The sequence below is a fragment of the Phenylobacterium parvum genome, assembly GCF_003150835.1.
GTDB lineage: Bacteria > Pseudomonadota > Alphaproteobacteria > Caulobacterales > Caulobacteraceae > Phenylobacterium > Phenylobacterium parvum.
In genome coordinates, this window is the sequence record NZ_CP029479.1 from 2706131 (window position 1) to 2728380 (window position 22250).

The 22250-nt window shown below is 68.8% G+C and carries 21 protein-coding genes and 1 tRNA gene; 10 read left to right on the plus strand and 12 right to left on the minus strand.

The genetic code is table 11. The annotated features are described in order from the left end of the window. Positions 1–540: 540 nt before the first annotated feature. Both HYN04_RS12680 and HYN04_RS12685 read right to left on the minus strand, forming a co-directional pair. Entirely contained in the window at positions 541–924 is a 384-nt protein-coding gene (locus HYN04_RS12680) for a hypothetical protein (RefSeq protein WP_110451098.1), read from the minus strand. A 342-nt stretch (positions 925–1266) separates the two neighbouring features. Continuing rightward, positions 1267–1923, minus strand: coding sequence for a DUF4230 domain-containing protein (locus HYN04_RS12685; RefSeq protein WP_162599657.1), 657 nt, complete (start codon positions 1921–1923; stop codon positions 1267–1269). Between the two features lie 613 nt (positions 1924–2536). Here HYN04_RS12685 and HYN04_RS12690 point away from each other — a divergent pair. Beyond that, positions 2537–3679 (plus strand): DUF4062 domain-containing protein, encoded by a 1143-nt coding sequence (locus tag HYN04_RS12690; protein WP_110451100.1) that lies wholly within the window; start codon positions 2537–2539, stop codon positions 3677–3679. Positions 3680–4011: 332 nt separating this feature from the next. Here the strand turns inward: HYN04_RS12690 and HYN04_RS12695 are convergent, their stop codons facing one another. The 7 genes from HYN04_RS12695 to hemC all read right to left on the minus strand — a co-directional run bounded on the left by HYN04_RS12695 (position 4012) and on the right by hemC (position 10210). Beyond that, positions 4012–4950, minus strand: coding sequence for a hypothetical protein (locus HYN04_RS12695; RefSeq protein ID WP_110451101.1), 939 nt, complete (start codon positions 4948–4950; stop codon positions 4012–4014). Further along, entirely contained in the window at positions 4943–5584 is a 642-nt protein-coding gene (locus HYN04_RS13840; RefSeq protein WP_422385670.1) for a TauD/TfdA family dioxygenase, read from the minus strand. Before HYN04_RS13840 ends, HYN04_RS12695 begins: the two co-directional genes overlap by 8 nt. Before the next feature lie 437 nt (positions 5585–6021). Continuing rightward, positions 6022–6097 (minus strand) — tRNA-Thr (locus HYN04_RS12705). 37 nt (positions 6098–6134) lie between these two features. Beyond that, positions 6135–7649: a heme biosynthesis HemY N-terminal domain-containing protein gene (locus tag HYN04_RS12710; protein ID WP_110451103.1), complete on the minus strand. Its 1515-nt coding sequence runs from the start codon at positions 7647–7649 to the stop codon at positions 6135–6137. Next, the gene (locus HYN04_RS12715) at positions 7646–8518 is read right to left on the minus strand and encodes a COG4223 family protein (protein WP_110451104.1); all 873 of its coding nucleotides are present in this window, start codon (positions 8516–8518) and stop codon (positions 7646–7648) included. Before HYN04_RS12715 ends, HYN04_RS12710 begins: the two co-directional genes overlap by 4 nt. Beyond that, positions 8515–9225 (minus strand): uroporphyrinogen-III synthase, encoded by a 711-nt coding sequence (locus HYN04_RS12720; protein ID WP_110451105.1) that lies wholly within the window; start codon positions 9223–9225, stop codon positions 8515–8517. Before HYN04_RS12720 ends, HYN04_RS12715 begins: the two co-directional genes overlap by 4 nt. Before the next feature lie 34 nt (positions 9226–9259). After that, the gene (gene hemC, locus HYN04_RS12725) at positions 9260–10210 is read right to left on the minus strand and encodes a hydroxymethylbilane synthase (protein ID WP_110451106.1); all 951 of its coding nucleotides are present in this window, start codon (positions 10208–10210) and stop codon (positions 9260–9262) included. Positions 10211–10293: 83 nt separating this feature from the next. On the opposite strand from hemC, the gene tsaD reads away from it, so the two are divergent. From tsaD to HYN04_RS12745, 4 genes are read left to right on the plus strand one after another with little or no spacing between them, the layout of a single operon-like run. Next, positions 10294–11379: a tRNA (adenosine(37)-N6)-threonylcarbamoyltransferase complex transferase subunit TsaD gene (gene tsaD / locus HYN04_RS12730; protein ID WP_110451107.1), complete on the plus strand. Its 1086-nt coding sequence runs from the start codon at positions 10294–10296 to the stop codon at positions 11377–11379. Beyond that, positions 11376–12377, plus strand: coding sequence for an NAD(P)H-dependent glycerol-3-phosphate dehydrogenase (locus HYN04_RS12735; protein WP_110451108.1), 1002 nt, complete (start codon positions 11376–11378; stop codon positions 12375–12377). Before tsaD ends, HYN04_RS12735 begins: the two co-directional genes overlap by 4 nt. A gap of 20 nt (positions 12378–12397) precedes the next feature. Further along, on the plus strand, positions 12398–12682 hold the full coding sequence (locus HYN04_RS12740) for a YciI family protein (RefSeq protein ID WP_110451109.1): 285 nt from the start codon (positions 12398–12400) through the stop codon (positions 12680–12682). After that, positions 12682–13050: a Rieske (2Fe-2S) protein gene (locus HYN04_RS12745; protein WP_110451110.1), complete on the plus strand. Its 369-nt coding sequence runs from the start codon at positions 12682–12684 to the stop codon at positions 13048–13050. Before HYN04_RS12740 ends, HYN04_RS12745 begins: the two co-directional genes overlap by 1 nt. A gap of 4 nt (positions 13051–13054) precedes the next feature. Here the strand turns inward: HYN04_RS12745 and HYN04_RS12750 are convergent, their stop codons facing one another. Then, complete coding sequence (locus HYN04_RS12750; protein WP_110451111.1) at positions 13055–13807, minus strand: creatininase family protein; 753 nt, start codon at positions 13805–13807, stop codon at positions 13055–13057. A 195-nt stretch (positions 13808–14002) separates the two neighbouring features. Between HYN04_RS12750 and acs the strand changes: the two genes are divergently transcribed. Further along, entirely contained in the window at positions 14003–15886 is a 1884-nt protein-coding gene (acs, locus tag HYN04_RS12755; RefSeq protein ID WP_241962730.1) for an acetate--CoA ligase, read from the plus strand. Between the two features lie 7 nt (positions 15887–15893). Continuing rightward, the gene (locus HYN04_RS12760) at positions 15894–16892 is read left to right on the plus strand and encodes a small ribosomal subunit Rsm22 family protein (RefSeq protein ID WP_110451113.1); all 999 of its coding nucleotides are present in this window, start codon (positions 15894–15896) and stop codon (positions 16890–16892) included. Here HYN04_RS12760 and HYN04_RS12765 read toward each other — a convergent pair. Continuing rightward, the gene (locus HYN04_RS12765) at positions 16886–17275 is read right to left on the minus strand and encodes a hypothetical protein (protein ID WP_110451114.1); all 390 of its coding nucleotides are present in this window, start codon (positions 17273–17275) and stop codon (positions 16886–16888) included. The genes HYN04_RS12760 and HYN04_RS12765 overlap by 7 nt on opposite strands. Before the next feature lie 128 nt (positions 17276–17403). Here HYN04_RS12765 and HYN04_RS12770 point away from each other — a divergent pair, with 128 nt between their 5' ends. The 3 genes from HYN04_RS12770 (at position 17404) to HYN04_RS12780 (ending at position 21533) form a co-directional block, all read left to right on the plus strand. Beyond that, positions 17404–19791 (plus strand): FtsK/SpoIIIE family DNA translocase, encoded by a 2388-nt coding sequence (locus HYN04_RS12770; RefSeq protein ID WP_110451115.1) that lies wholly within the window; start codon positions 17404–17406, stop codon positions 19789–19791. A gap of 103 nt (positions 19792–19894) precedes the next feature. After that, positions 19895–20527 (plus strand): LolA family protein, encoded by a 633-nt coding sequence (locus HYN04_RS12775; RefSeq protein ID WP_110451116.1) that lies wholly within the window; start codon positions 19895–19897, stop codon positions 20525–20527. 202 nt (positions 20528–20729) lie between these two features. Continuing rightward, positions 20730–21533, plus strand: coding sequence for an exodeoxyribonuclease III (locus HYN04_RS12780; RefSeq protein WP_110451117.1), 804 nt, complete (start codon positions 20730–20732; stop codon positions 21531–21533). Here HYN04_RS12780 and HYN04_RS12785 read toward each other — a convergent pair. Beyond that, the gene (locus tag HYN04_RS12785; protein ID WP_110451433.1) at positions 21530–22216 is read right to left on the minus strand and encodes a response regulator transcription factor; all 687 of its coding nucleotides are present in this window, start codon (positions 22214–22216) and stop codon (positions 21530–21532) included. The two genes, HYN04_RS12780 and HYN04_RS12785, sit on opposite strands and share 4 nt — an antisense overlap. Positions 22217–22250: the final 34 nt, after the last annotated feature.

The window sequence follows — 22250 nt, forward strand, 5'->3', positions numbered from 1 at the left end:
TTTCCAGGAGGCAGCCGCCACGGATAAGGCGTCCCGGTCGATGGAAGCGGGCCGCCAAAACAGGCGGCCCAGCACAGGTCAAATGAAGCAAAATTCTTCAGAGATCGTCTAAACGCGAGATCAAGCGCCGTCAACTTTTAAATTTGGCGACCTCTCCCATATACTGACTACGGGCTCTGATTACGACATTATCGATCGATAACGTTAGAAAAACGGCCTCCCAATGTTTCAGCCTCTTTGGTAGGCAATCTCCGTCTGAACTACCGGACGGCGCTCTGGTTCGGCCCCTTGGGAAAAACAAGCTGAAGGCGCTTTACGACCGGCCCAACGCTAAGCGGCTTTATCATCTATAATCCACGCGAGCTTGCTAGCGCGCCCTAGGCTTATGGTCCGCTCGATCGTTCGCCCGCCTACAGGTAGCCGGGGTTCAGATTGCATACCCCCTCAACGGCAAGGCGACCCGTGTGAGGTTGATCACACGGGCGCTTGGCTGCCGGATTGGAGCGTGGTCGGTTGCCGAGCGGTTCCTTGTTTGTTCTATTATGGATCCGGCCGGTTGGCGACGCCGAGGCAGTTGAACCGTAGCGTGAAGTTGGTGCCGGGATCGTCAGCCACGAAGACGATCATTCCGACGTCGTCGGTTAAGGCGTAGGCAAGCTCGAACCACGAGCCGTGGTCCTCCATCCATTCCCAGCCGGGTTGGTGGGCCTGGTCCCAGGTGATCGGAAAGCCCACAGCCTCATGGATGACCTCTGATGAGTCACCCGGCTGAACGACGACAAACAGGACGATCTCGCTAAGGGGACGGGCGCGATCATCGTCCATCTGCCAGGCCCGCAGGCCAATCAGGGCGCGCAGATTGGGGTCGAGCTTCGGATTGGTAAGCGCAGCCGTGACGGCGACGCGGTCGGTGAGTGAGAGCATTGGGGTTCCTTTCAGGACAAAGAAAAAGCCCCCGTGACCGTGGTCACGAGAGCTCGGGCGGTCGGAGATTTTTGCCCGCAAGGGCGGCAGTGAAGTTTGTTAGGTCCTTGGTTCGTTTGGGGTTCGGCCGGGTTGGTAAGGCCCCGGCGGCGTAGCCTTTAAGCGGAACTGGGCAGCGTCATTACCGTCCGCCGCAGAGGACCGAAGGCAAAACGCTGCAAGCGGTTACTCGCGCAAAAACGGGCTAGAAGGGTCGATGGCCTACCGCTTCACATAAGATACCCAAATAAGCGCAGAGCCGAGGATGCACATGCGCCTAGACGCTTTAGCACCGGGTCCAGGCTAGCCAGGGAAGTAGGCTCTGACCTTCACGTCGGGGTTGCCAACGACGCGAAGCGGAACCTCGAAGTAGGACTTAACGTTCATCTCGGCCTGCTGTCTGGCGTTTTCCATGATGCTGGGCTGCTGAGCCATCTTGATGAACGCATTGCGCGCTTGGCTATAGTTCTTCCGCTCGAGCTCACTGACGACTTCGGCGCTGAGGGTCATGAGCCCATTGTTGATCTGGCGGGAACGCTCCGGCTGAAAGGCGACATCGTCGAGCTTCAGGGCGGGAAGCTTGACCAGCACGAGCTTGGAGCGCTCGTCGTATGTCACATCCTCCTCATTGAGGTCCTTCATATCCAGGTAGTAGACGACGGTAGCGGGCACATAGAGGTCCTGCTGGCCGTTCAGCAGGCCTGCGAGCGCAGTCTTCTCGATCGAGACCCGGACCTCACCCGAAAATCGATAGACGACGAGCTGGTTCTCGGAGCGAAGGCTCTCGACCGTCGCTGATAGGACGCGGGTGGTTTCTCTGCTCAGGAAGCCGGCGCTTTTGACGTTGGTGTCCAGGATTTCCCTGGGGGCCGTCTTGTAGCCGGTAAAATAGCCAGCCCCGAAGAGCATCGCCGCTGCTGATATACCTGAAACGAGCGTGAGTCTGATTGTGTTTTCCAATGATTGTCTCCTCGTACTTTTAAGATTGATGATTGTTGTCGCATATCCGGACGCAATAGTCCCTTAAATCCGCCCTATTTAATTTTGAAAAACCCGTAACGTTTCGGGGGAATTTCCGGTGAATATTCTATCCCCAACAATAATAAAATGCTCGGGGGTTCCCATGATAGGACCTAAAGGAAGCGGCTCACCTCATAGGGGTGCTCATCGCCGTCGTCAGTCTTCACACCCCGACATCAGAATTTTGTTCATTTCCTTGTCGCAGATCGGAAGGCTGCCAGTGGTATGCAGGTTGGGGTCGCCACCTGTCTGCGTCGCCATTAGAGCTTCGCATCGAAGTTGAGCGAGGCGAGCGTCGAGTTGACGTGATTGAGTTCTCTCAGGTGACGGAAGTGCTAGGCCGCAATCCATCGAAGCTGCTCGAGGAGTTCCTGGATTTGGAGGGCCGATGAAGCGCTGAGGGGGGAGCGCCGCTGCCGAGCCGGCCACATGTTTGGGGGCTGTATGTCATTTGCATGATCGATGCCTTATGGACGCTGCGAGTTGCGGAGAGGCAGCATAGCTGCATTTGTGTTTGACTGCCCTTGAGGGGGTGAATCTGTTGTGAGGCCAAATGGCGCATCGTGAACTCAAGGTCATGATCTCGAGTCGATCGGATAACTTCGAAATTCCTGATGGGAACGGCGGGCTGATGAAGCTCCGCGCCGCGCGCGAAACATTGAAGGCCGATCTTGAAGCGGCGTTGTTTTTGGACAGGCCGCTGCTGAAAGTCTGGATTAACGAACGTGAACATGGCGCGGGCGGGCAAACGGCGTGGGACCAATGTCTTGCGGAGGCCAAGGCCTGCGACCTATTCATCTGCCTGTACGACGGACACGCGGGGTGGAAGTTGAAGGGCAGCAAGCTCGGAATCTGCCAAGCTGAGTTTGATGCCGCGTTCAATAATTCTCCTGGAAAGGTTCAAGTCGTCCGACTGCCCAAGGCGACGCTCAAAGCCGGCGACGTCGCGGGGAGGAATTTCTTGGACGCGCTTAACAGCTCTCAGTGGTTTGAGACTCAACCCCAGAGCGACTGGCCTGAAATTCGGGCGAAAATCCACTCCCTAGTCCATCAAATGGTCTTGGGAGCTTTGCATGAAGGCGTTAGACAATATCGGAAGAGCGGCCCGAACCTAGGTCAGGCGCTCAACTGGTCACGCATGACATTCTTTGACCGCTCGAGTGCTATCCAAGCCGCAATCGCGAGTGAGATCGCCGAGACCGCCGGCTGTGAGACGCTGGAGGCGGCGCGAGGCTTGGTGGCCCTCCGGACTATCCGCGACACTCGCGTCCTGTTTTCCTGCCATGGCGCACCACGGTCGCTGGGCGAGGCAGCAGGTCGAGAAGCGGTCGGTCGACCATTTCTGAACGACCATAACCTGAGCGCCGCCAAAAGTTGGGAACAGTCAGACGCTGGCCCTGTCCACTTGGTGGGATGCCCAAAAGGCGTAACTGAACTTCAGGCACTCGCGCTGCTTGGAGCAACTGACGTGACGATTGTACCTGGAACATTCGGTGTTTACGCGGCTGATCGCAGCCACATGGTACAAATTTGCCTACTTTCAGGTTGCACGGACCCCGGCAGCACCCGAAACGCAGTCCAACGCTTTCTTGAATGGTTGGAACGGTCGGGGGAATTCGAACAACTTAATCGGCGCGCCCGCTCACGTCGTCGCATCGTCGAGACCATTATAGGAGAGATGCACCCGTCCACGTGAGGAAGCCTCACTGCAGCGTTTGGAGGTCTGATCGTTCTTCCTCCCAGCTATCGCCTCACCTGCCCCTGAGTTATCCGACCGATCTGAGCTATTAGGGGGAAAGCCTGGCTGATGCGGCGGCCAGGCAGTTCCCTGACTGGCGGGATGGGGACTTGGTGGTGTTTACGGGAGTTCCGAGGCCATAGTCCGTTAGCCCCTCATTTTCGAACTCAAAGCAGGCGCCCACGTGCCGAGAGGTAGCATAATCTGGGTCGGGAGCCGTCACGGCTCAGATCGGTCCGCTAATGGCGGCATTGCCGCCATGCTGGAAAATTCCTGCCATGTGGGGCATTTTAATCGTTTCCGTATTCTGGCTCGTACTCCATCTCCCGCTCCTGCTTTTCAAAGTGGGTGTGATCGATCTCGGCCGAATGTAACTCTTCACTGCCGATAAGGCTGAGTTCGCATGCTGAACATTTGAATTCCTCGGCAACGAACTCCTGGTTAACAATCTCCCAGACCCCATCCTCGCCAACCTCTTCGGCAATGTCCTCCCCTGTCTGTCCACCAGCAACGAAGGCGCGACATCCACACGCAGGACACGTTTCTGCCCAGACTTTATCGTGCAAGTCGGGGAACAGGCTTGCCTGCCTGTAGGGTTCAACCAAGGCCGATTCGGCGTGTCGCCGTTCCCGCTCAGCCTTCTTGAGGTCCCGAAAGGCTTTCCGATGCGCCTCGATGCGCAATTTGATCGCGGCGCTCCTGGCCGCCCGAGCTTCCATAAGTAATCTTCGCGGCGCTCGGGCATCCGCTGCGCCGATCCAGTCCTCTAACGACGCTTCAATGTGCAGAAGTATCGTGTCGCATGAACGCCAGTATCTTTCCTCCCATGCATCCAGATGCATAGTCTTAAACGGCAGGTCGGCAGAGTGTAGCTCAGCATTCCGGCGCTCTGCCATAGATATACAGAATGTACGCTGAATTCCATCGAAGCGCGGAATCAAGCGGGTAAGGCGCTCGAACAGCGTCTTGGCCGAGATCGTCTTTACGTCTGTTGTACTATTAATACCAGCAGCCACGAAGAGCGATTCCGAGTGCTGTGGGTCGACGACAAGACAAGGATGCTGGCGGGACAGGGCCGCCTTTCCCAGCAGTTCGAGCGCTAGCGACGCCCAGAGTTGATACTCTTCGAGGTCGGCAGCAGCCTTACGCGTCATCGCTCGGCTCATGTAAACCTTGGACTTCGCATATAGCGCGTCACTGTTGATTGCGATGAAGACATCATCAGGCATCGATCAGGATCCTTGAAATCCGGCGTCCTACGCTGCCTTCCGCCGACGCTCGCCCATGAAGCACCCGCCAGTTGTCGAGCAATAGAAGCTCACCGGCACGCCAGTGATGCTGGACGGGTAAAGAGCGCGCGATGTGATCCTGGACAACCTGGATTGCTGCACGACCATATGAATCGATGGCCTCCATGCAATTAGCATCGAACCTTAAGAAACGTCCGTCGGCCGGCAGAATTGATGAGTAGAACGAGCGACGACCGGACCGAACGAGCACGACGGCATGGCGCAGTAGGGCCTGCTCGCGCCTCGAAAAGTTTAGCTTGAGACGATCTAGAATGGTCGTGGCGACCGATGGAATACCTGCGTCCAAGCACCCAAAGGCCACATAGCGGCATGGGCTCATCCGGTGGCTGAGCTCGACATGAATAGGTAGTGGCTCGAGACCATGATATGCGCTGAGAGACCTCTGATACGCACCTTCACGAGTGGTAGGCGCAATCGTTTCAATTTCGGAACCACCACGCCCCTGGACTATTCTGCCCATCTGATTGCCCAATGCCTTTAGAGCGTTGACGATCTCTCGCTCGCTCCCGCCAACAAATGCGGTCGCCCATCCCGCTTCGCCCAAACAGGCCATTAGGTCGGGCGCGTGGGGAAACGAAATCGGCTGACCTTGGGGGAGGGGCAGGAACAACTCTTCGGGCTAGCAGCTAGAGCCATAAGATAGCCACCCGGGACGGTGTCCTGTCAAAGGTTAAACTCCTTTGTGGGCGAGTAGAAACTGGGGTCAATCCTACTGAAAGACGTTGACACCGCCTTCCTTCTTAATGTCCGCAGCTGTAAGCTTTGAGAACAAATCAGGGTGGGGCTTCTTGGCGCGGATCGCCTCCTCAATCCCACCGGTATCCCTTGCGCCGACATCGACCTCGTCAGAACGTTGCTCCGCCAGCGAGGCCAACTTCTCTCTATGCGGTCAGATTCCCCTCCAGTCTGGAGGCATACCCAGCCCGAACCCAGGTGGGGCTAAGCTAACGCGCCTTCGCCCTATCGCCTTGGATTCCCTGCTGGAAGCAATGGTGCCGCCTAGGTGACTCGAACACCTGACCTACGCATTACGAATGCGCCGCTCTACCGGCTGAGCTAAGGCGGCCCAAGGGCCTGTCGGGCGCGGGGCCCGCGGACGGGGCCTACTTAGCGTCTCGCGGCGGTCTCGCCAAGCGGCGACGCGCAGGGGGAGGGGCGGCGGGCGGCGGGATCAGGTCGGGCTCGTCGTCCTCCTCGCCCTGCAGGCCCTCGCCGATGGGGAAGGGCGCCGGCGCCTCGAGGCCCGTGAAGTCCTGCTCGGCATAGGACATGGGCAGGTCCGGCAGGTCCGAAAGGCCGGGCTCGCGCCGTTCGTGGCGGGGATGGATGAGCTCGCCCGTCTCCGCGAAGCTGACGGCCAGACGCGCCCAGTCGGCGGGCTGGTAGGCGAAGGCGCGGCCCTCGGGGTCCAGGTCCGACCAGTCCGGCTCACCCGGCGCGGCGATCCCCCGACCCCGCCAGACCCGGGCCTCATCGGGCCGGCCGGCGGCGAAGGCGGCGCGGGCCATGAGACCGGCGATCCGGGCGGTCAGGGGCTCGGCCTCCAGGCCGCGGGCGAGCTCGACCGCCCGGGCGGCGTCGCCGCCGGTCAGGGCCGCCTCGACCGTCAGAATGCGCGACTCCCGGGCGCCCGGGTTGAGGGCGGCGAGGGTCGCCAGCCGGCCTGCGCGCTCCCTCGGCGTCTCCTGGGTCTTCAGGTCGCGCAGGGCCAGCCAGAGGGCCGGATGGGGCGCGACCTTCCAGGCGTTCTCGATCACCTGGGCGGCGCGTCCAGCCTTGCCCTGGCCGGAGAGGAGGCGGGCGGCCATGACGACGCCCGGGGCGAAGCCGGGCTGGAGGCGGGCGGCCTCCAGGGCGTAGTCGGCGGCGCGGCTGCGGGCGCGGACGTCGCCGGTCAGGTCCAGCTGGGCGGCGGAGGCGGCCAGCAGGGCGGCGCGACCACGCTCGGCGACCTCAGGGCTGACGATGCGCCGGTCCTGTCCGGTCTTGAGGAGGTCGCGGGCGGCCTCCCAGTCCCCCGCCTCCAGGCGGGCCTCCAGGAGGACGCGCCAGGCCCAGCGGGCCGTGCGCGCCAGGGCGAAGGCGGCCTCGGCGTGCTGGACGGCGCTGGCCCGGTCGCCCCGGGTCAGAGCCAGGGTCGTGAGCCCACGGCGCGCAGCCAGCCTGAGGTCGGGAAAGGCCAGCATGGCGGTCCAGGCGGCCTCGGCGGCGGCCGGGTCCTCGGCGGTCTCCGCCGCTCGGGCGGACAGGAGCCGAGCCAGGGCCGGCGCCTCGGCGCTGAGGTCGGCGGCCTTGGCGGCCAGCCGCCGGGCCTCGGCGCCGTCGCCCGCCGCCACGGCGGTGAAGCCCCGGGTCAGGGCCTCGATCTCCTGTCGCCGGCGGGACTCGGCCCGGGCTGCGGCGGCGCGGCGAGGCGTCTCGGCGACCCACAGGACCAGGCGCCAGGCCGAGAAGGCCAGGAAGGAGACCAGGAGGACCAGGATCAGCAGGGTCGTGGCGGTGGTGTCCGTCCGCCAACCCAGCCAGACGATGCTGGCCCGTCCGGATTCGCCGGCGAGGGACAGGGCGAAGGCGGCCGCCAGGGCGGCGAGGATCAGGAAGACGGCCGAGCGGATCATGGGGCGGTCTCCTCCAGGCGGGCCAGGTCGCGGAGGGCGCGCTCGCCCAGGGCGGCGGCCTGCCGGTCAAGGCGGGCGCGGGTCTGAGCCCGGTCCCACCAGGGCCTCAGGGCCTCCTGGGCGGCCGGCGGCAGGCCCGCGAGGCTGGAAAGGGCGGCGTCGAGGTCGCCTTCCGACAGCTCGACTTCCGCCCGGGCGAGCCGGGCCTCGGGGGCGCCTCCTGCGAGGCGGCCCACAGGGCGGACGACAATGACCCGGGACAGGGCGAACAGGAGCCGCTCGCCCAGGGCGGCGGTCTCCCCGGGCTGGCGGGCGGCCGCGGCGGCCCGGGCGGCGAAGTCCGGGAACTCCAGGGCCAGGGCCGTACGGCTGGGGGCGCCCGTTGCGGCCAGGGCGGCGAAGCCGGAGAGGTCGAGGTCGGTGGGGGCGACCGCCTGGACTTCGGCCAGTTCGGCGGTGAAGGGCCGGGAGGTCTGGGTCGCCGACAGCAGGGCGGCGGCGGCCAGGGCGGAGCGAGCGGAGGCGGCCGTCCGGGATTGGCCGGCCTCGAGGTCGTCCAGCCGCGCCTCGAGGCGGGCGAGTTCGCCAGGCCCGGCGGAGACGCCTGCGGCGACCGGCGCATCCACCGAGAGCGGCGACGGCGCGGGTACGAGGGCTGCAGTCGCAGGCGCGGGTTGGGCGGGCTGGGCGGGCTGGGAGACGGCGGCGAAGTCCAGGGGCGGAGGAAGGCCGGGGCCGAACTTCAGGAAGGCGGTGATGGCGATCGTCGCCACCGCGGCGAAGGCGATCAGGGCCCAGACCAGCCGTCCGGCGAGAGACGGGGTGCGGGCGGCGGGCCGGGACGGCGGAGGCGGGGTGTCGACGGTCATCGGCGTGAGGCTAGCAGATTCAGGAGGTCGGTTTCGAGGGGCGAGTCCGGGGCGGCGAGGCCGGCCAGGTCCAGTCCCTCCAAGGGCGCTAGGCAGGCCCGGGACAGGCCCATGACGAAAGGGCGCGCTGAAGCGCCCGCCAGCAGCCCGGCGAGGCGGCGGCCAGCGCGGGGGGAATGCACCAGGATGAAGGGCGAGGCGAGGGCGGCCTCGAGGTCCGGCGCGGCGGGGCAGGTGTCGCGGGCGGCGTAGAGGGCGACGATCCGGGCGGGTCGCCCGGCGGAGGCGAGGCGCCCGACGAGGTCGCCGGCGGGCTCCCGGGCCGAGGCGTGAAGAACCTCGCCCACAGGGGGATCGGCCAGGATGCGGCCGGCCAGGGCCTCGACATCCCCCGCACCCTCGATAACGTCCGGGAATCCCGCCGCCCGAGCGGCGGCCGCCGTGGCCGCGCCCACCACATAGACCCGGCCGGACCGGCGCGGGCTGAGGCGGACGAAGGCGCGCACGCCGTTGGCGGAGGTGAAGGCCAGGGGCCCGTCTCCGGCCAGCAGGCCGGGATCGACCGGCAGGTCGACGGTCTCGAGGAGGGGCAGGACCCGGGGCAGGAACCCGAGCGCCGCCGCGCGGGCGGCCGTTTCCGACGCGCCGGGATCGGCCCGGGTGATCCAGACGGCGGGTGCGGGCTCTCTGGCGTTTCGCGGGGTCATGGCGGCGGCGAGAATGCGCCCCTGCGCCGGGGAATCAATCCGGCAGGAGGATCAGGTCGCCGCCTTGCGCCTGGATCCGGCGGCCCAGGTCGAGGCCGAGGGCCGCGGCGGCCGTAGCCCCGGCGGCGGCGGCCACGCGGCCTTCCCCCCGGAAACGGTGGACCCCGTCGGGGGACAGGGCTTCGACCACCAGGAGCAGGTCGTCCCCGTCTGCGAAGGCGTAGGCGCCGATGGCGGTGCGGCAGCTGCCCTCCAGGGCCGCCATCGCGCCCCGCTCGGCGGAGACGGCCAGGGCGGTGGGCGCATGGCGCAGGGCCGCCAGCCAGGACACGTCCCGGTCGGCCTCGCGGGTCTGGATGGCCAGGGCGCCCTGGCCCGGCGCCGGCGGCGACAGGTGCGGGTCGATGAAGCTCTTCGGGAGGTCGGAGAGGCCCAGCCGGTTCAGCCCGGAGGCCGCCAGGAGGATGGCGTCGGCCTCGCCCGCGCGGAGCTTCTCGAGCCGGGTGTCGACATTGCCGCGCAGCATGCGCACCTCGAGGTCCGGCCGCAGGTTCAGGCACTGGGCCTGCCGGCGAAGCGAGGCCGTGCCCAGGCGGGCGCCCTGGGGCAGGTCCTCCAACCGGTCGGCGGTGAGGCTGATGAAGGCGTCGCGGGGGTCCTCACGCTCGGGAATCGCGGCCAGCACCAGGCCCTCGGGGGCCATGACGGGCATGTCCTTCAGGGAGTGGATGGCGCAGTCGATGCGGCCGTCGAGGAGGGCCTCCTCGATCTCCTTGGTGAAGAGGCCCTTGCCGCCGACCTCGAGCAGGCGGCGGTCCTGGATCCGGTCGCCGGAGGTGGTGATCACCACCAGGGGGGCGACGCGATCGGCCTCCTCGGGCGGCGCGCCGAGGGCGGCCGCGATCCGCCTCTGCATCTGGCCCGCCTGGGCGAGGGAGAGCTTGGAGCCGCGGGCCCCGATCCGGACAGGCTGTTGCGCAGGCACGACGGGACGGCTACCTCGGCTGGGACTTACCCGACCGGCCCTACAGGAGCCGCGCCGGAGCCGCAACCCGGACCCCCGTCCCCATGACCGACCTGACCGTCCTTGGCGTCGAGACAAGCTGCGACGAGACCGCCGCGGCGGTGGTGCGCCTGTCCGGCGACGGGATCGTCACCGTCCTGTCCTCCGTGGTCGGCCTGCAGACCGAGCGACACGCCCCCTTTGGCGGCGTGGTCCCCGAGATCGCCGCCCGGGCGCATGTGGAGACCATCGACGCCGTCGTCGCCGAGGCCATGGACCGGGCCGGGACCGGCTGGGAAGGCCTGTCCGGGGTCGCCGCCACGGCGGGGCCGGGCCTGATCGGCGGGGTCATGGTGGGCCTGTCCTTCGGCAAGGCCGTGGCCCTGGCGCGCGGCCTGCCCCTGGTGGCGGTGAACCACCTGGAGGGCCACGCCGTCTCGGCCCGCCTCGCCGCCCGGATCGAATACCCCTTCCTGCTGCTCCTGGTGTCGGGGGGGCACTGCCAGCTCCTGCGGGTGGACGGGATCGGCGCCTGCACGCGCCTGGGCTCGACCATCGACGATGCAGCGGGCGAGGCCTTCGACAAGATCGCCAAGTCCATGGGCCTGCCCTATCCCGGCGGACCGGCCCTGGAGCGGCTGGCCGCCGGCGGGAGCCCGGAGGGCTTCGACCTGCCCCGGGCCCTGCTGGGCCGGCCGGGCTGTGACTTTTCCTTCTCGGGCCTCAAGACTGCGGCGGCGCGGCTGGCGGCGGAGACGCCGGAGGCGCGGCGAGCCGACCTCGCCGCCGCGGTGCAGGCCGCCATCGCCCGGCAGCTGGCCGAACGGACGCGTCGGGCCATGCTGGCCTGCGCCGCCGACCTGCCGCCGGGCGGACGCCGCTTCGTGGTGGCCGGCGGGGTGGCGGCCAATGGCGCCGTGCGCCGGGCCCTGCAGGACCTGGCGGCGGAGCTGGGCTGGAGCTTTGACGCCCCGCCCCTGGCCTACTGCACGGACAACGCCGCCATGATCGCCCTGGCCGGCGCCGAGCGGCTGGCCCTCGGCCTCACCGACCCCCTCTCCGCCGAGGCGCGCCCACGCTGGCCCCTCGACCCGGCCGCCGCCGCCGCCCGGCCGACCCACACCCCCGGCCGCAAGGGAGCCAAGGCATGAGCGAGACCTTCAGGTCTGTGGGCGTCATCGGCGCCGGCGCCTGGGGCACGGCCCTGGCCCTGGTCTGCGCCCGGGCGGGGCTGGACGTGACCGTCTACGCCCGCGAGACCGAGGTCGCTGACGACATCAACACCCTCCACGAGAACCGGACCTTCCTGCCCGGAGCCGCCCTCGACCCGGGAATCCGGGCGGTGTCCTCCCCCGAGGCCCTCTCAGGCCGGGACCTCTACCTGAATGTGACCCCGGCCCAGCACCTGCGCTCCAGCCTGCGGGCCTTCGCCCCGGTGCTGGCGCCCGGCGCCCCGATGGTCCTCTGCGCCAAGGGCATCGAGCAGGGGTCGCTGAAGCTGATGACCGAGGTCCTGTCCGAAACCCTGCCGGATGCGCGGCCCGCCGTGCTGTCCGGACCCTCCTTCGCCGCCGAGGTGGCGCGGGGCCTGCCCACCGCCGTCACCCTGGCCTGTCCGGACGAGGCCCTGGGCGCCGCCCTGGCCCGCGCCGTGGCCGGCCCTGCCTTCCGGCCCTACGCCGCCACCGACGTGGTCGGGGCCGAAGTGGGGGGTGCGGTGAAGAACGTCCTGGCCATCGCCTGCGGCGTCTCGGAGGGCCGGGGCCTGAGACGGTCCGCCCACGCCGCCCTCATCACCCGGGGCTTCGCCGAGCTGACCCGGATGGCCGTCGCCCTGGGCGGACGCGCCGAGACGGTGGCGGGGCTGTGCGGCCTGGGAGACCTGGTCCTGACCTGCTCTTCGCCCCAGTCCCGGAACATGAGCGTCGGTCTCGCCCTTGGCCAGGGCCGGTCCCTGGCGGACGCCCTCGCCGGCAAGGTCTCGGTGGCCGAGGGCGTCGCCTCCGCCCCCGCCGTCCGGGAGCTCGCCGCCCGCATCGGGGTCGAGGCGCCCATCTGCGAGGCGGTCGCCGCCATCCTGGCCGGAGAAGTCGGGGTCGAGGCGGCGATCACCGGCCTGTTGTCCCGTCCCCTCAAGTCCGAACGCTGAACCGCCGAAAGGAAACGCCCATGGGCCTCTACGTCCTCTTCTGCAACGACAAGCCCGATAGCCTCGAACTGAGGCTGGCGAACCGCGAGGCTCACCTCGCCTACTCCCGGGGCTTCGCCGACCGGCTGAAGGTGGCCGGCCCCCTGCTGGACGAGGCCGGGAACATGGCGGGGTCCCTGCTGATCCTAGAGGCCGACAGCCTGGAGGAGGCCCGGGGCTTCAACCTTGGCGACCCCTACCAGAAGGCCGGCCTGTTCGCCTCGGTGCAGGTGACGGCGTTCAAGGCGAGCATCGGCGCTCTCTGATGCGTCGTCCGGAGGCGGACAATCCGGCGGCCCCACCCGCCGGGACGCGGCTCTGCGCGGTCAGCGAACTGCGCGACCCTGGCGCCCGAGGCTTCCGCTTCCGGGCCGGCGAAGCCCTGTTCGCCGCCTTCCTGGTGCGCGAGGGCGCCGAGGTGAGGGGCTGGATCGACTCCTGCCCCCACAATGGCTGGCCCCTGGCGGTGATGGACGACCTCTACCTGACGCGGACGGGGGACCGGATTCTCTGTGCCGCCCATGGCGCGGTCTTTCGGCTGGGTGACGGCGTCTGCACGGCAGGCCCCTGCGCCGGCGAGTCCCTGACGCCCTGGCCCGTCGCGGTGCGCAACGGGTGGGTCGAGACGGCCTGAGGCCTCAGCCCGCCGGCGAGACCTCGGCGGCGAAGGCGGCGACCTCCTTCACCAGGCCCTCGGCGGCCAGCTTCACCAGCTCCCCGCCCTTTTCCGGCGTAGCCTGGGCCGGGTCCGAACCCATCCGGCCGTCCGGATAGCGGGCGCGGAAGTCCGCCGCCTCGCGGATCGGACCGGTGGGGGCGATGGGCGGGGCGTAGTCTGCGCGCTTGATGGCGTCCGGATAGGCCCACTGGGTGACGGCGATCTCGGACGGGGTGGCGTGGCTGCCATGGCCGGTGGGGAACTGCCGGTTGGCCAGGGCGTTGACCCCGGGCAGGTCCCACCAATTGCGCAGCTTCAGGGAAAAGCCCCTGGGGCGCTTCGCAAAGCTCGCCTCGGCGTAGAGTTCCGAGAAGGCCGCCTCGATGGTGGCGACGTTCCCGCCGTGTCCGTTCAGGAAATAGATCCGCGTGAAGCCGTGGAGGGCCAGGCTGCGGCACCAGTCGCCGATGGCGGCGATGAAGGTGCTGGGCCTCAGGGAGATGGTGCCGGGGAATCCCAGGTGATGCTGGGCCATGCCGATGTTGAAGGTGGGCGCGACCAGGAGGTCGGCGCCCTTCTGGGCCTCATGGGCGATGATCTCGGGGCAGAGCCAGTCGGTACCCAAAAGCCCGGTGGGTCCGTGCTGCTCGTTTGAGCCGATAGGCACGACGATGGCGTTGGAGCGGGCGAGGGCGGCCTCGATCTCGGGCCAGGTCGACAGGTGCAGCAGCATGGGGATCTCCGGGGGAACGCCATCCGAGGCTAGCGGCCCGGGCGGCGGGCGCAAGCCGACTGAAAATCCGCCGCCCCCGCTTCCCCCCGCCGCGCCGCCGCACTACTAGCTTTCAGGCGATGACCGCGAGGGAGGCATGGCGTGAGCGAAGGTGAAGTTTTCCCGGTTCCCGAGGCCTGGGCGAAGAAGGCCCTGATGACGGCTGAGGGCTACGCCGCCGCGGTCGCGCGGGTCGAGACCGACCCCGACGCCTACTGGATGGAGCTGGCCGGCCGCCTCGACTGGATCCGCAAGCCCACCCGGACCAAGGACGTGTCCTTTAACCGCGAGGACTTCCATGTCCGCTGGTACGAGGACGGGGTCCTGAACGTCTCGGTCAACTGCCTGGACCGTCACATCGCCGAACGCGGCGACCAGGTGGCGATCATCTGGGAGCCGGACGATGGCGAGAACGGGACAACCCTGACCTATCGCCAACTCCTCGCCGAGGTCTGCCGGATGGCCAACGTCCTCAAGGCGAAGGGCGTCAAAAAGGGCGACCGCGTCACGATCTACCTGCCCATGATCCCCCAGGCGGCGGTGGCCATGCTGGCCTGCGCCCGGATCGGCGCGGTGCATTCGGTGATCTTCGGCGGGTTCTCGCCGGACAGCATCGCCGGACGGATCCAGGACTGCGACAGCCGGATCGTCATCACTGCCGACGAAGGCCTGCGGGGCGGCAAGGTCATCCCCCTGAAGCGCAATGTCGACGAGGCCCTGAAGGACTGCCCGCAGGTCTCCGACGTGATCGTCATCCGGCGCACCCGGGCCGACGTGCCGATGAGCCCTGGCCGGGACGTCTTCTATTCCGACGTCAAGGGAACCGTATCCGACCAGTGCGATCCGGAACCCATGAACGCCGAGGATCCTCTCTTCATCCTCTACACCTCCGGCTCCACGGGAAAGCCCAAGGGCGTCCTGCACACCACGGGCGGCTACCTGGTCTGGGCCTCCCACACCCACCAGCTGGTCTTCGACTATCGCCCCGGCGAGGTGTTCTGGTGCACGGCCGACGTGGGCTGGGTGACCGGGCACTCCTACGTGGTCTACGGGCCGCTGGCGAACGGGGCCACCAGCCTGATCTTCGAGGGCGTGCCCAGCTGGCCGGACAATTCCCGGTTCTGGCAGGTGGTGGACAAGCACAAGGTCGAGATCTTTTACACGGCCCCTACGGCCATCCGCGCCCTGATGCGCGACGGCGAGGGGCCGGTGAAGTCCACTTCCCGGGCCTCGCTGCGCCTCATCGGCACGGTGGGCGAGCCCATCAACCCCGAGGCCTGGCTCTGGTACCACCGGGTGGTGGGCGAGGGCCGCTGCCCCATCGTCGACACCTACTGGCAGACCGAGACAGGCGCCTGCCTGGCCTCCCCCCTGCCCGGCGCCACGGACCTGAAGCCGGGGTCCTGCGCCCGGCCCCTGCCCGGCGTGAAGTTCCAGATCGTCGACGCCGAGGGCCAGGTCCTGGACGGCGCGGTCAGCGGCAACCTCTGCATCACCGACTCCTGGCCCGGCCAGATGCGGACGGTCTATGGCGACCACCAGAGGTTCATCGACACCTACTTCTCCACCTATCCCGGCAAGTACTTCACCGGCGACGGCTGCCGCCGGGACGAGGACGGCTACTACTGGATCACCGGCCGGGTGGATGACGTGCTGAACGTCTCGGGGCACCGGCTGGGCACGGCGGAGATCGAGAGCGCCCTGGTCGCCCACCCCGACGTGGCCGAGGCCGCAGTGGTCGGCTACCCGCACGACGTCAAGGGCCAGGGGGTCTACTGCTTCGTGACCCTGAACGCCGATGTGACGCCCACCGACGTCCTGCAGGCCGACCTGAAGGGCTGGGTCCGGCGCGAGATCGGGGCCTTTGCGGCGCCCGACATCGTCCAGTTCGCCCCCGGCCTGCCCAAGACCCGCTCGGGCAAGATCATGCGCCGCATCCTGCGCAAGATCGCCGAGAACGACCTGTCGAACCTGGGCGACACGACGACCCTGGCGGACCCCGCCGTAGTCGACGACCTCGTGAAGAACCGACAGGGCTGAGGCCGGATTGGACCCGGCCCTCCCGGCGGCCCTGAGGGCGGCGATCGACCAGGCCCTGGAGGGCCAGGCCCGGGGCCCCCTCGCCCAGAGGGCGGGCGCCCTGTCCGCGGGCTATCGGGGGAAGCGGACCTCGTCGGTCCTGGTGAAGGACGGCGGCGACGCCCTGGCCTACGCCCTTACCCGGACGCCGGCGACCTACGCCGCCACGCTCCGGGCCCTGGTGGAAGTCACCCGCCTTCGGCCTGGCCTTGCGCCGGAGAGCCTGCTCGACGCCGGCGCCGGGCCCGGGGGGGGAAGCTGGGCGGCGCTGGATGCCCTGCCCTCCCTGAAGACCTGCACCCGCCTCGACCACAGCCCCGCCTTCCTGGGCCTGGCCGCGTCCCTGGCCGCGGCCGGGCCGCCCGCCCTGTCCGGGGCGCAGGGCCTTCGGGGAGACCTGACGGACCCGGCCCTTACCCCGCCTGCGGCGGACCTGGTCCTGGCCGCCTACGCCCTGACCGAAGTGGCGCCCGAGAAACTGGGCGGGGTGGTGCGCCGGCTCTGGGACGCGACGAAGGGCCTGATCCTGGTGATCGAGCCAGGGACACCCGATGGCTGGAGGCGCGGCCTGGAGGTGCGCAGGATGCTGGGGGAGGCCGGAGCCCGGCTCGTCGGGCCCTGCCCCCACGCCGGCGAATGCGCCCTGCCCGCGACCGACTGGTGCCACTTCTCCCAGCGCCTCCCCCGCAGCCGGGACCACCGTCGGGCCAAGGGCGGCGAGGCCCCGTTCGAGGACGAGAAGTTCTTCTGGATCGCCGCCGAGCGCCCGGTGGGGGCCGCGCCGACGGCCGCCTTCGAGAGGGTCATAGCGCCGCCCCGGTCAGGCAAGACGGGGGTCCGGCTGAGGCTCTGCCGGCCAGATGGAAGGATCGAGGATACAGAGGTCCCGCGGCGGGATCGCGCCGTATTCGCCCGGGCGCGCCGCCTGTCCTGGGGCGACGCCCTGGACCTGGGGGAAGATCAGTAGGGCGGAGGCTGGGTCGAGGCCGCGTCCGCGCCCTGGATCAGGTCGCCCACAGCGTCCTGGCCCGCCGGGGTCTTGGCGGACGGCGCCGGGGTGGGCGTCTCGGTCGCCGGCTTCGGCTTGTCCTCGGGCTTGGGAGTTTCAGGCTCGGGCTTCTTCTCTTCCTCCGGCTCGGGCTCGGGCGGCGGGGGAAGATCGGTCGGCAGGGGCGTGACGTCCGGAGCCGCGACAGCGGGGGTCGAGGGGGAGGAAGGCGCGGAGGGCGCCTCCCCGGGCAGGTAGGCGATGTCGCGCGCGCCCAGGACGCCGGAGATGAAGCCGGCCAGGGCCATCAGGGCGATCACGATGATCGCGATCTTCCTGAGATTGCGGGGCATGGACCACATTCGACCACTCCTAGAGCGTTTCTGCGGGGTTGCAAACGGGAGAGGCGCAGGCCTGCCGCCGCGAAGTAAACGCCTCTTAACCCTCTTCCCGGCAGACTGGGGCCGGATCTGGAATGAGGCGAACCAGCATGGCGCGCGCAGCGCGGAAACGGGGACTGGACAGGGGGCTCGAGATCGCCGGTGCGGTCTGGGCTCACACCCTCGCGGCGCGGGCGCGGGGCGCCCTGGCCGCGGCAGCGGGGGTTGGCCTGGCCGTCGCCCTGGCGACGTGGAACGTCGCGGACCCCAGCCTGAACGCCTCCACGGCCGTCTCGCCGCGAAACCTGCTGGGGCCGACGGGAGCGACCCTCGCGGACCTCCTCTTCCAGGGCCTGGGACTTGCCGGCGCCTTCTCGGCCCTGCTCCTTCTGGTCCTCGGCATCTCGCGCCTGGCCGGGCCGCCGCCGGAAGCCGGCCGCACCACCCTGCGCCTGAGGGCCCTGGCCGGAAGCGTCGGCATGATCGGCCTGGCCGCCCTTCTCGCCTGGGCGCCGACGCCCGCCGCCTGGCCTCTTGCCCGGGGACTGGGCGGCCTGGCGGGGGACGGCCTCCTGAACCTGGGCGGCGGCGCCCTCGCCGAGTTCAACGTGCCTTTCGGCCGGGGGCTTACGGCCGTCCTGCTGGGGGGCCTGGGGATCTGGGGCATGGTCTACGCCCTCGCCCTGCCGCGGCTGGACCTGGCGGGGATGGCGGCCGGGATCACCGCCTGGCTCCGCAACCGCAGCCTCACCGCCGCCGTGCGCTCTCCCTTCCAGACTGACCCCGAACCGGTCACTGCGCCGAAGCCCCCCCGGGCCCGGCGGTCGGCGGCGGCGCCCGTCCGCGCCGCTGCGCCTGAAGACGAGGACCTAGAGCCCGCTCCGGCGCGAACCGAGGCCGGGGATGCGGGGGCCCCGGTCGCCATCCGCCCGCCCAAGAGCTCCCGGGAGTCCGGCCGAGAGACCCGCGAGGCCCAGGGCGTCCTGGACTTCGTCCGGGAGGACGGCTTCATCCTGCCTGAGCTGTCCATGCTCGCCCGTTCGGGCCCGCGCGCGGCCCAGTTCGACGAGGCGGCCCTGCGCCAGAACGCCCAGCTGCTTGAGGGCGTGCTGGCCGAGTTCGGCGTGCGCGGCCAGATCGACCAGATCCGTCCCGGCCCGGTCGTCACCCTGTACGAGCTCGTCCCGGCGCCGGGGGTGAAGTCGGCCCGCGTGGTGGCCCTGGCGGACGACATCGCAAGGTCCATGTCGGTGGCGGCCTGCCGCGTGGCCGTGGTCCCCGGGCGCAACGCCATCGGCATCGAGCTGCCCAACGCCCGACGCGAGACGGTCTATCTCCGCGACCTCCTCTCGAGCCCCGAGTACGAGAAGACCGGCCACGCCCTGCCCATGGCCCTGGGCGAGAACATCGGCGGCGAGCCCTACATCGCCGACCTGGCCAAGATGCCCCACCTGCTGATCGCCGGCACCACCGGCTCGGGCAAGTCGGTGGGCGTGAACGCCATGATCCTGTCGATCCTCTACCGCCTGCCGCCCGAGGCCTGCCGGTTCATCATGATCGACCCCAAGATGCTCGAGCTGAGCGTCTACGACGGCATTCCGCACCTTCTCGCGCCGGTGGTCACCGACCCGAAGAAGGCCATCGTCGCCCTGAAGTGGACCGTCCGGGAGATGGAGGACCGCTACCGCCTGATGTCCAAGATCGGCGTTCGGAACGTGGCCTCCTACAACGAGCGGGCCCGGGAGGCTGCGGCCAAGGGGGAGCATTTCGAGCGGACGGTCCAGACCGGCTTCGACGACCAGGGCCGGCCCGTTTACGAGAGCGAGCGGATCGACCCGCGCCCCATGCCCTACCTCGTCGTGGTCATCGACGAGGTCGCAGACCTGATGATGGTGGCCGGCAAGGACGTCGAGGGCGCCGTCCAGAGGCTGGCGCAGATGGCGCGGGCGGCGGGCATCCACCTGGTCATGGCGACCCAGCGGCCTTCCGTCGACGTCATCACCGGCACCATCAAGGCCAACTTCCCGACCCGGATTTCCTTCCAGGTCACGTCGCGGATCGATTCCCGCACCATCCTGGGCGAGCAGGGCGCCGAGCAGCTGCTGGGCCAGGGCGACATGCTCTACATGGCCGGCGGCGGCCGGATCACCCGCCTGCACGGCCCCTTCGTCTCGGACGGAGAGGTCGAGGCCGTCGCCCGCTTCCTGCGCGACCAGGGCCAGCCCCAGTACCTCGAGGAGGTCACCGCCGGCGGAGACGACGAGGACGGCGAGGGCGACTTCGGTGGCGGCGAAGGCGGCTCGGGTGACGACCTCTATGACCGCGCAGTCGCCGTGGTCACCCGGGATGGAAAGGCGTCGACCTCCTACGTCCAGCGCCGGCTCCAGATCGGCTACAATCGGGCCGCCTCGCTGATTGAGCGCATGGAGCGGGAGGGTGTGGTCAGCCCCGCCAACCACGCAGGCAAGCGGGAAATCCTGGCCCCGCCGCCGCCCTAGGGGTCGGTAGGCCCCCGCAGTCCTGAACGCCCTGTGGCCGCCGCATTCACCGGGCATTGACCGCGGCGCCCGCCGGGACCATGTCGGCGGCCGGAGGATCTCCATGCCGACACGCCGAACCGCCCTGGCGGGCCTGACCGCCGTCGTTGCCCTGCCCGCCAGTGCAGCCGCCCCGACCCTGGGCGAGGCGGAGCGGGCGCTCGCGGCGCGCGCCGCAGCCTGGCTGGAGGACCTGGGAGAGGCCCGGGGTGGCTTCGTCCAGACCGATCCCCGCGGACGCACCAGCCGCGGCGAGGTCTTCATCCGACGGCCTGGCAAGGCGCGCTTCGCTTACGCCCCGCCCTCTTCCCTGCTGGTGGTGGCCGATGGCGCCACGGTCTCGGTGGCCGACCCCCGGCTCAAGACCTTCGAGCGCTATCCGCTCTCGGCGACACCCCTGTCCCTTTTCCTGTCGCGACGGATCCGCCTGGACGGCGACGCGCGGGTCACGGCCGTGCGTCGCACCGCCAACGGCTTCGAGGTGATCGCCCGCGACGCCCGCCGTCCCGCCGACGGCCAGATCGCCCTGGCCTTCACCGAAGCGCCCATGGCCCTCTCGGGATGGACGGTCACGGACGCCCAGGGCCGCTCTACCCGGGTCCAACTGGAGGGGTTCAGGGCGGTCAGCGGACTGCCCTCCAGCCTCTTCGTCCTCGAGGACCCTCGACCCAAGGCGCCGGGTCGGGGGAAGATGTGACATTGAAGAGACAGGCAACTCGAAAACTGCTCTTGCTTGACAAATCCGTCAGGAGTGACCTTCATGCCACTCAGAGGTCCGGCTGCGCTGGGCCTGCGACCCCCGGATCACATCCCCTTCCGGTGGACGCGCGAGAGAGATAACTACGCCCGGACGGCCTGCGCCTCCGGGCGTTTCTTTTCCGGCCGCCCGGAGACCGGACATGCGCCTGAGGCTCGCCACCTGGAACGTGAATTCCGTCCGCCTGCGGGCCGGGCAGGTCACGCGGTTCCTGTTGGACCAGGCGCCCGATGTCCTCTGCCTGCAGGAGATCAAGTGCCGGGACGGCGAGTTCCCCGCTGCGGAGTTCGAGGCGGCGGGCTATCCGCATATGCGGATCCGTGGCCAGAAGGGCTCGCACGGCGTCGCCATCCTCTCGCGCCTGCCCCTGGAGGACGCGCCCGACCTGGAGGTTTGCCGGGAAGGCCACGCCCGCGCGGTGGGCGCGCGCGTGGCGGGGATCGAGGTGCAGAACTTCTACATTCCGGCAGGCGGCGACGTTCCCGACCCCGAGGCCAATCCCAAGTTCGCCCACAAGCTGGACTTCCTGGGCCGCCTGACCGCGGAGGCGGCGCGGCGGGACCCGACTTCGGCCCTGGTGATCACCGGCGACCTCAATGTGGCCCCCGGCGAGTTTGACGTCTGGAGCCATCGCCAGATGCTGAAGGTGGTCAGCCACACCCCGGTGGAGCTCGAGGCCATGGAGGCCCTTCGCGCAGCGGGGGGATTCACCGACCTGGTGCGGGCCGCCATCCCGGACCCGCAGAAGCTGTTCTCCTGGTGGAGTTACCGGGCGGCCGACTTCAGGGCTTCGAACCGGGGCCTTCGCCTTGACCACATCTGGATCTCGCCCGGGCTCCGGAAGGCCGCCCTCGACGGCGGCGCCGAGGCCCGTGTCCATGACGATGTGCGCGCGTGGGACCGGCCCAGCGACCACGCCCCGGTCAGCGCCGACTTCAGGCTCTAGGGCGCCAGCCGATAGCCGCCGCCCTCAGTCAGGATCAGGCGGCCCCCCGCGGGATCGCTCTCGATCTTCTGGCGCAGCCGGTAGACGTGGGTCTCAAGGGTGTGGGTGGTGACGCCGGCGTTGTAGCCCCACACTTCCGCCAGGAGTTCATCCCTCGGTACGGGCTTTTCACCAGCCCGGTAGAGGTACTTCAGGATGTTGGTTTCCTTCTCGGTCAGGCGAACCTTGCGGCCGGAGCCGTCCACCAGGACCTTCGCCGAGGGCCGGAACTCGTAGGGGCCGAGACGGAACACGGCGCCCTCAGACTGCTCGTGGCTGCGGAGCTGGGCGCGGATCCGGGCCTGGAGGACCGCCAGCCGGAACGGCTTGGTCACGTAATCGTTGGCGCCGGCGTCCAGCCCTCCCACCATTTCCGCTTCGGTGTCGGCGGCGGTCAGCATGATGACCGGGCAGGCGATCTGGCGCGCCCTCAGCTCCCGGCAGACCTCGCGTCCGTTGGTGTCGGGCAGGTCGACGTCCAGGAGGACCAGGTCCGGCCGCGACTCCAGCGCCGCCTTCACGCCAGAGGCGCCGTCTGCGGCCTGGACCACGGCGAACTCGCCCCCGGCCGCTAGCAGCTCGGCGAGTTCTGTGCGCAGGTCGTCATTGTCGTCGACGAGGAGCAGGGTCTTGGGTTGAGCCATGGGCCGGAACATGCACCCTGATGGCCGCCTCCGC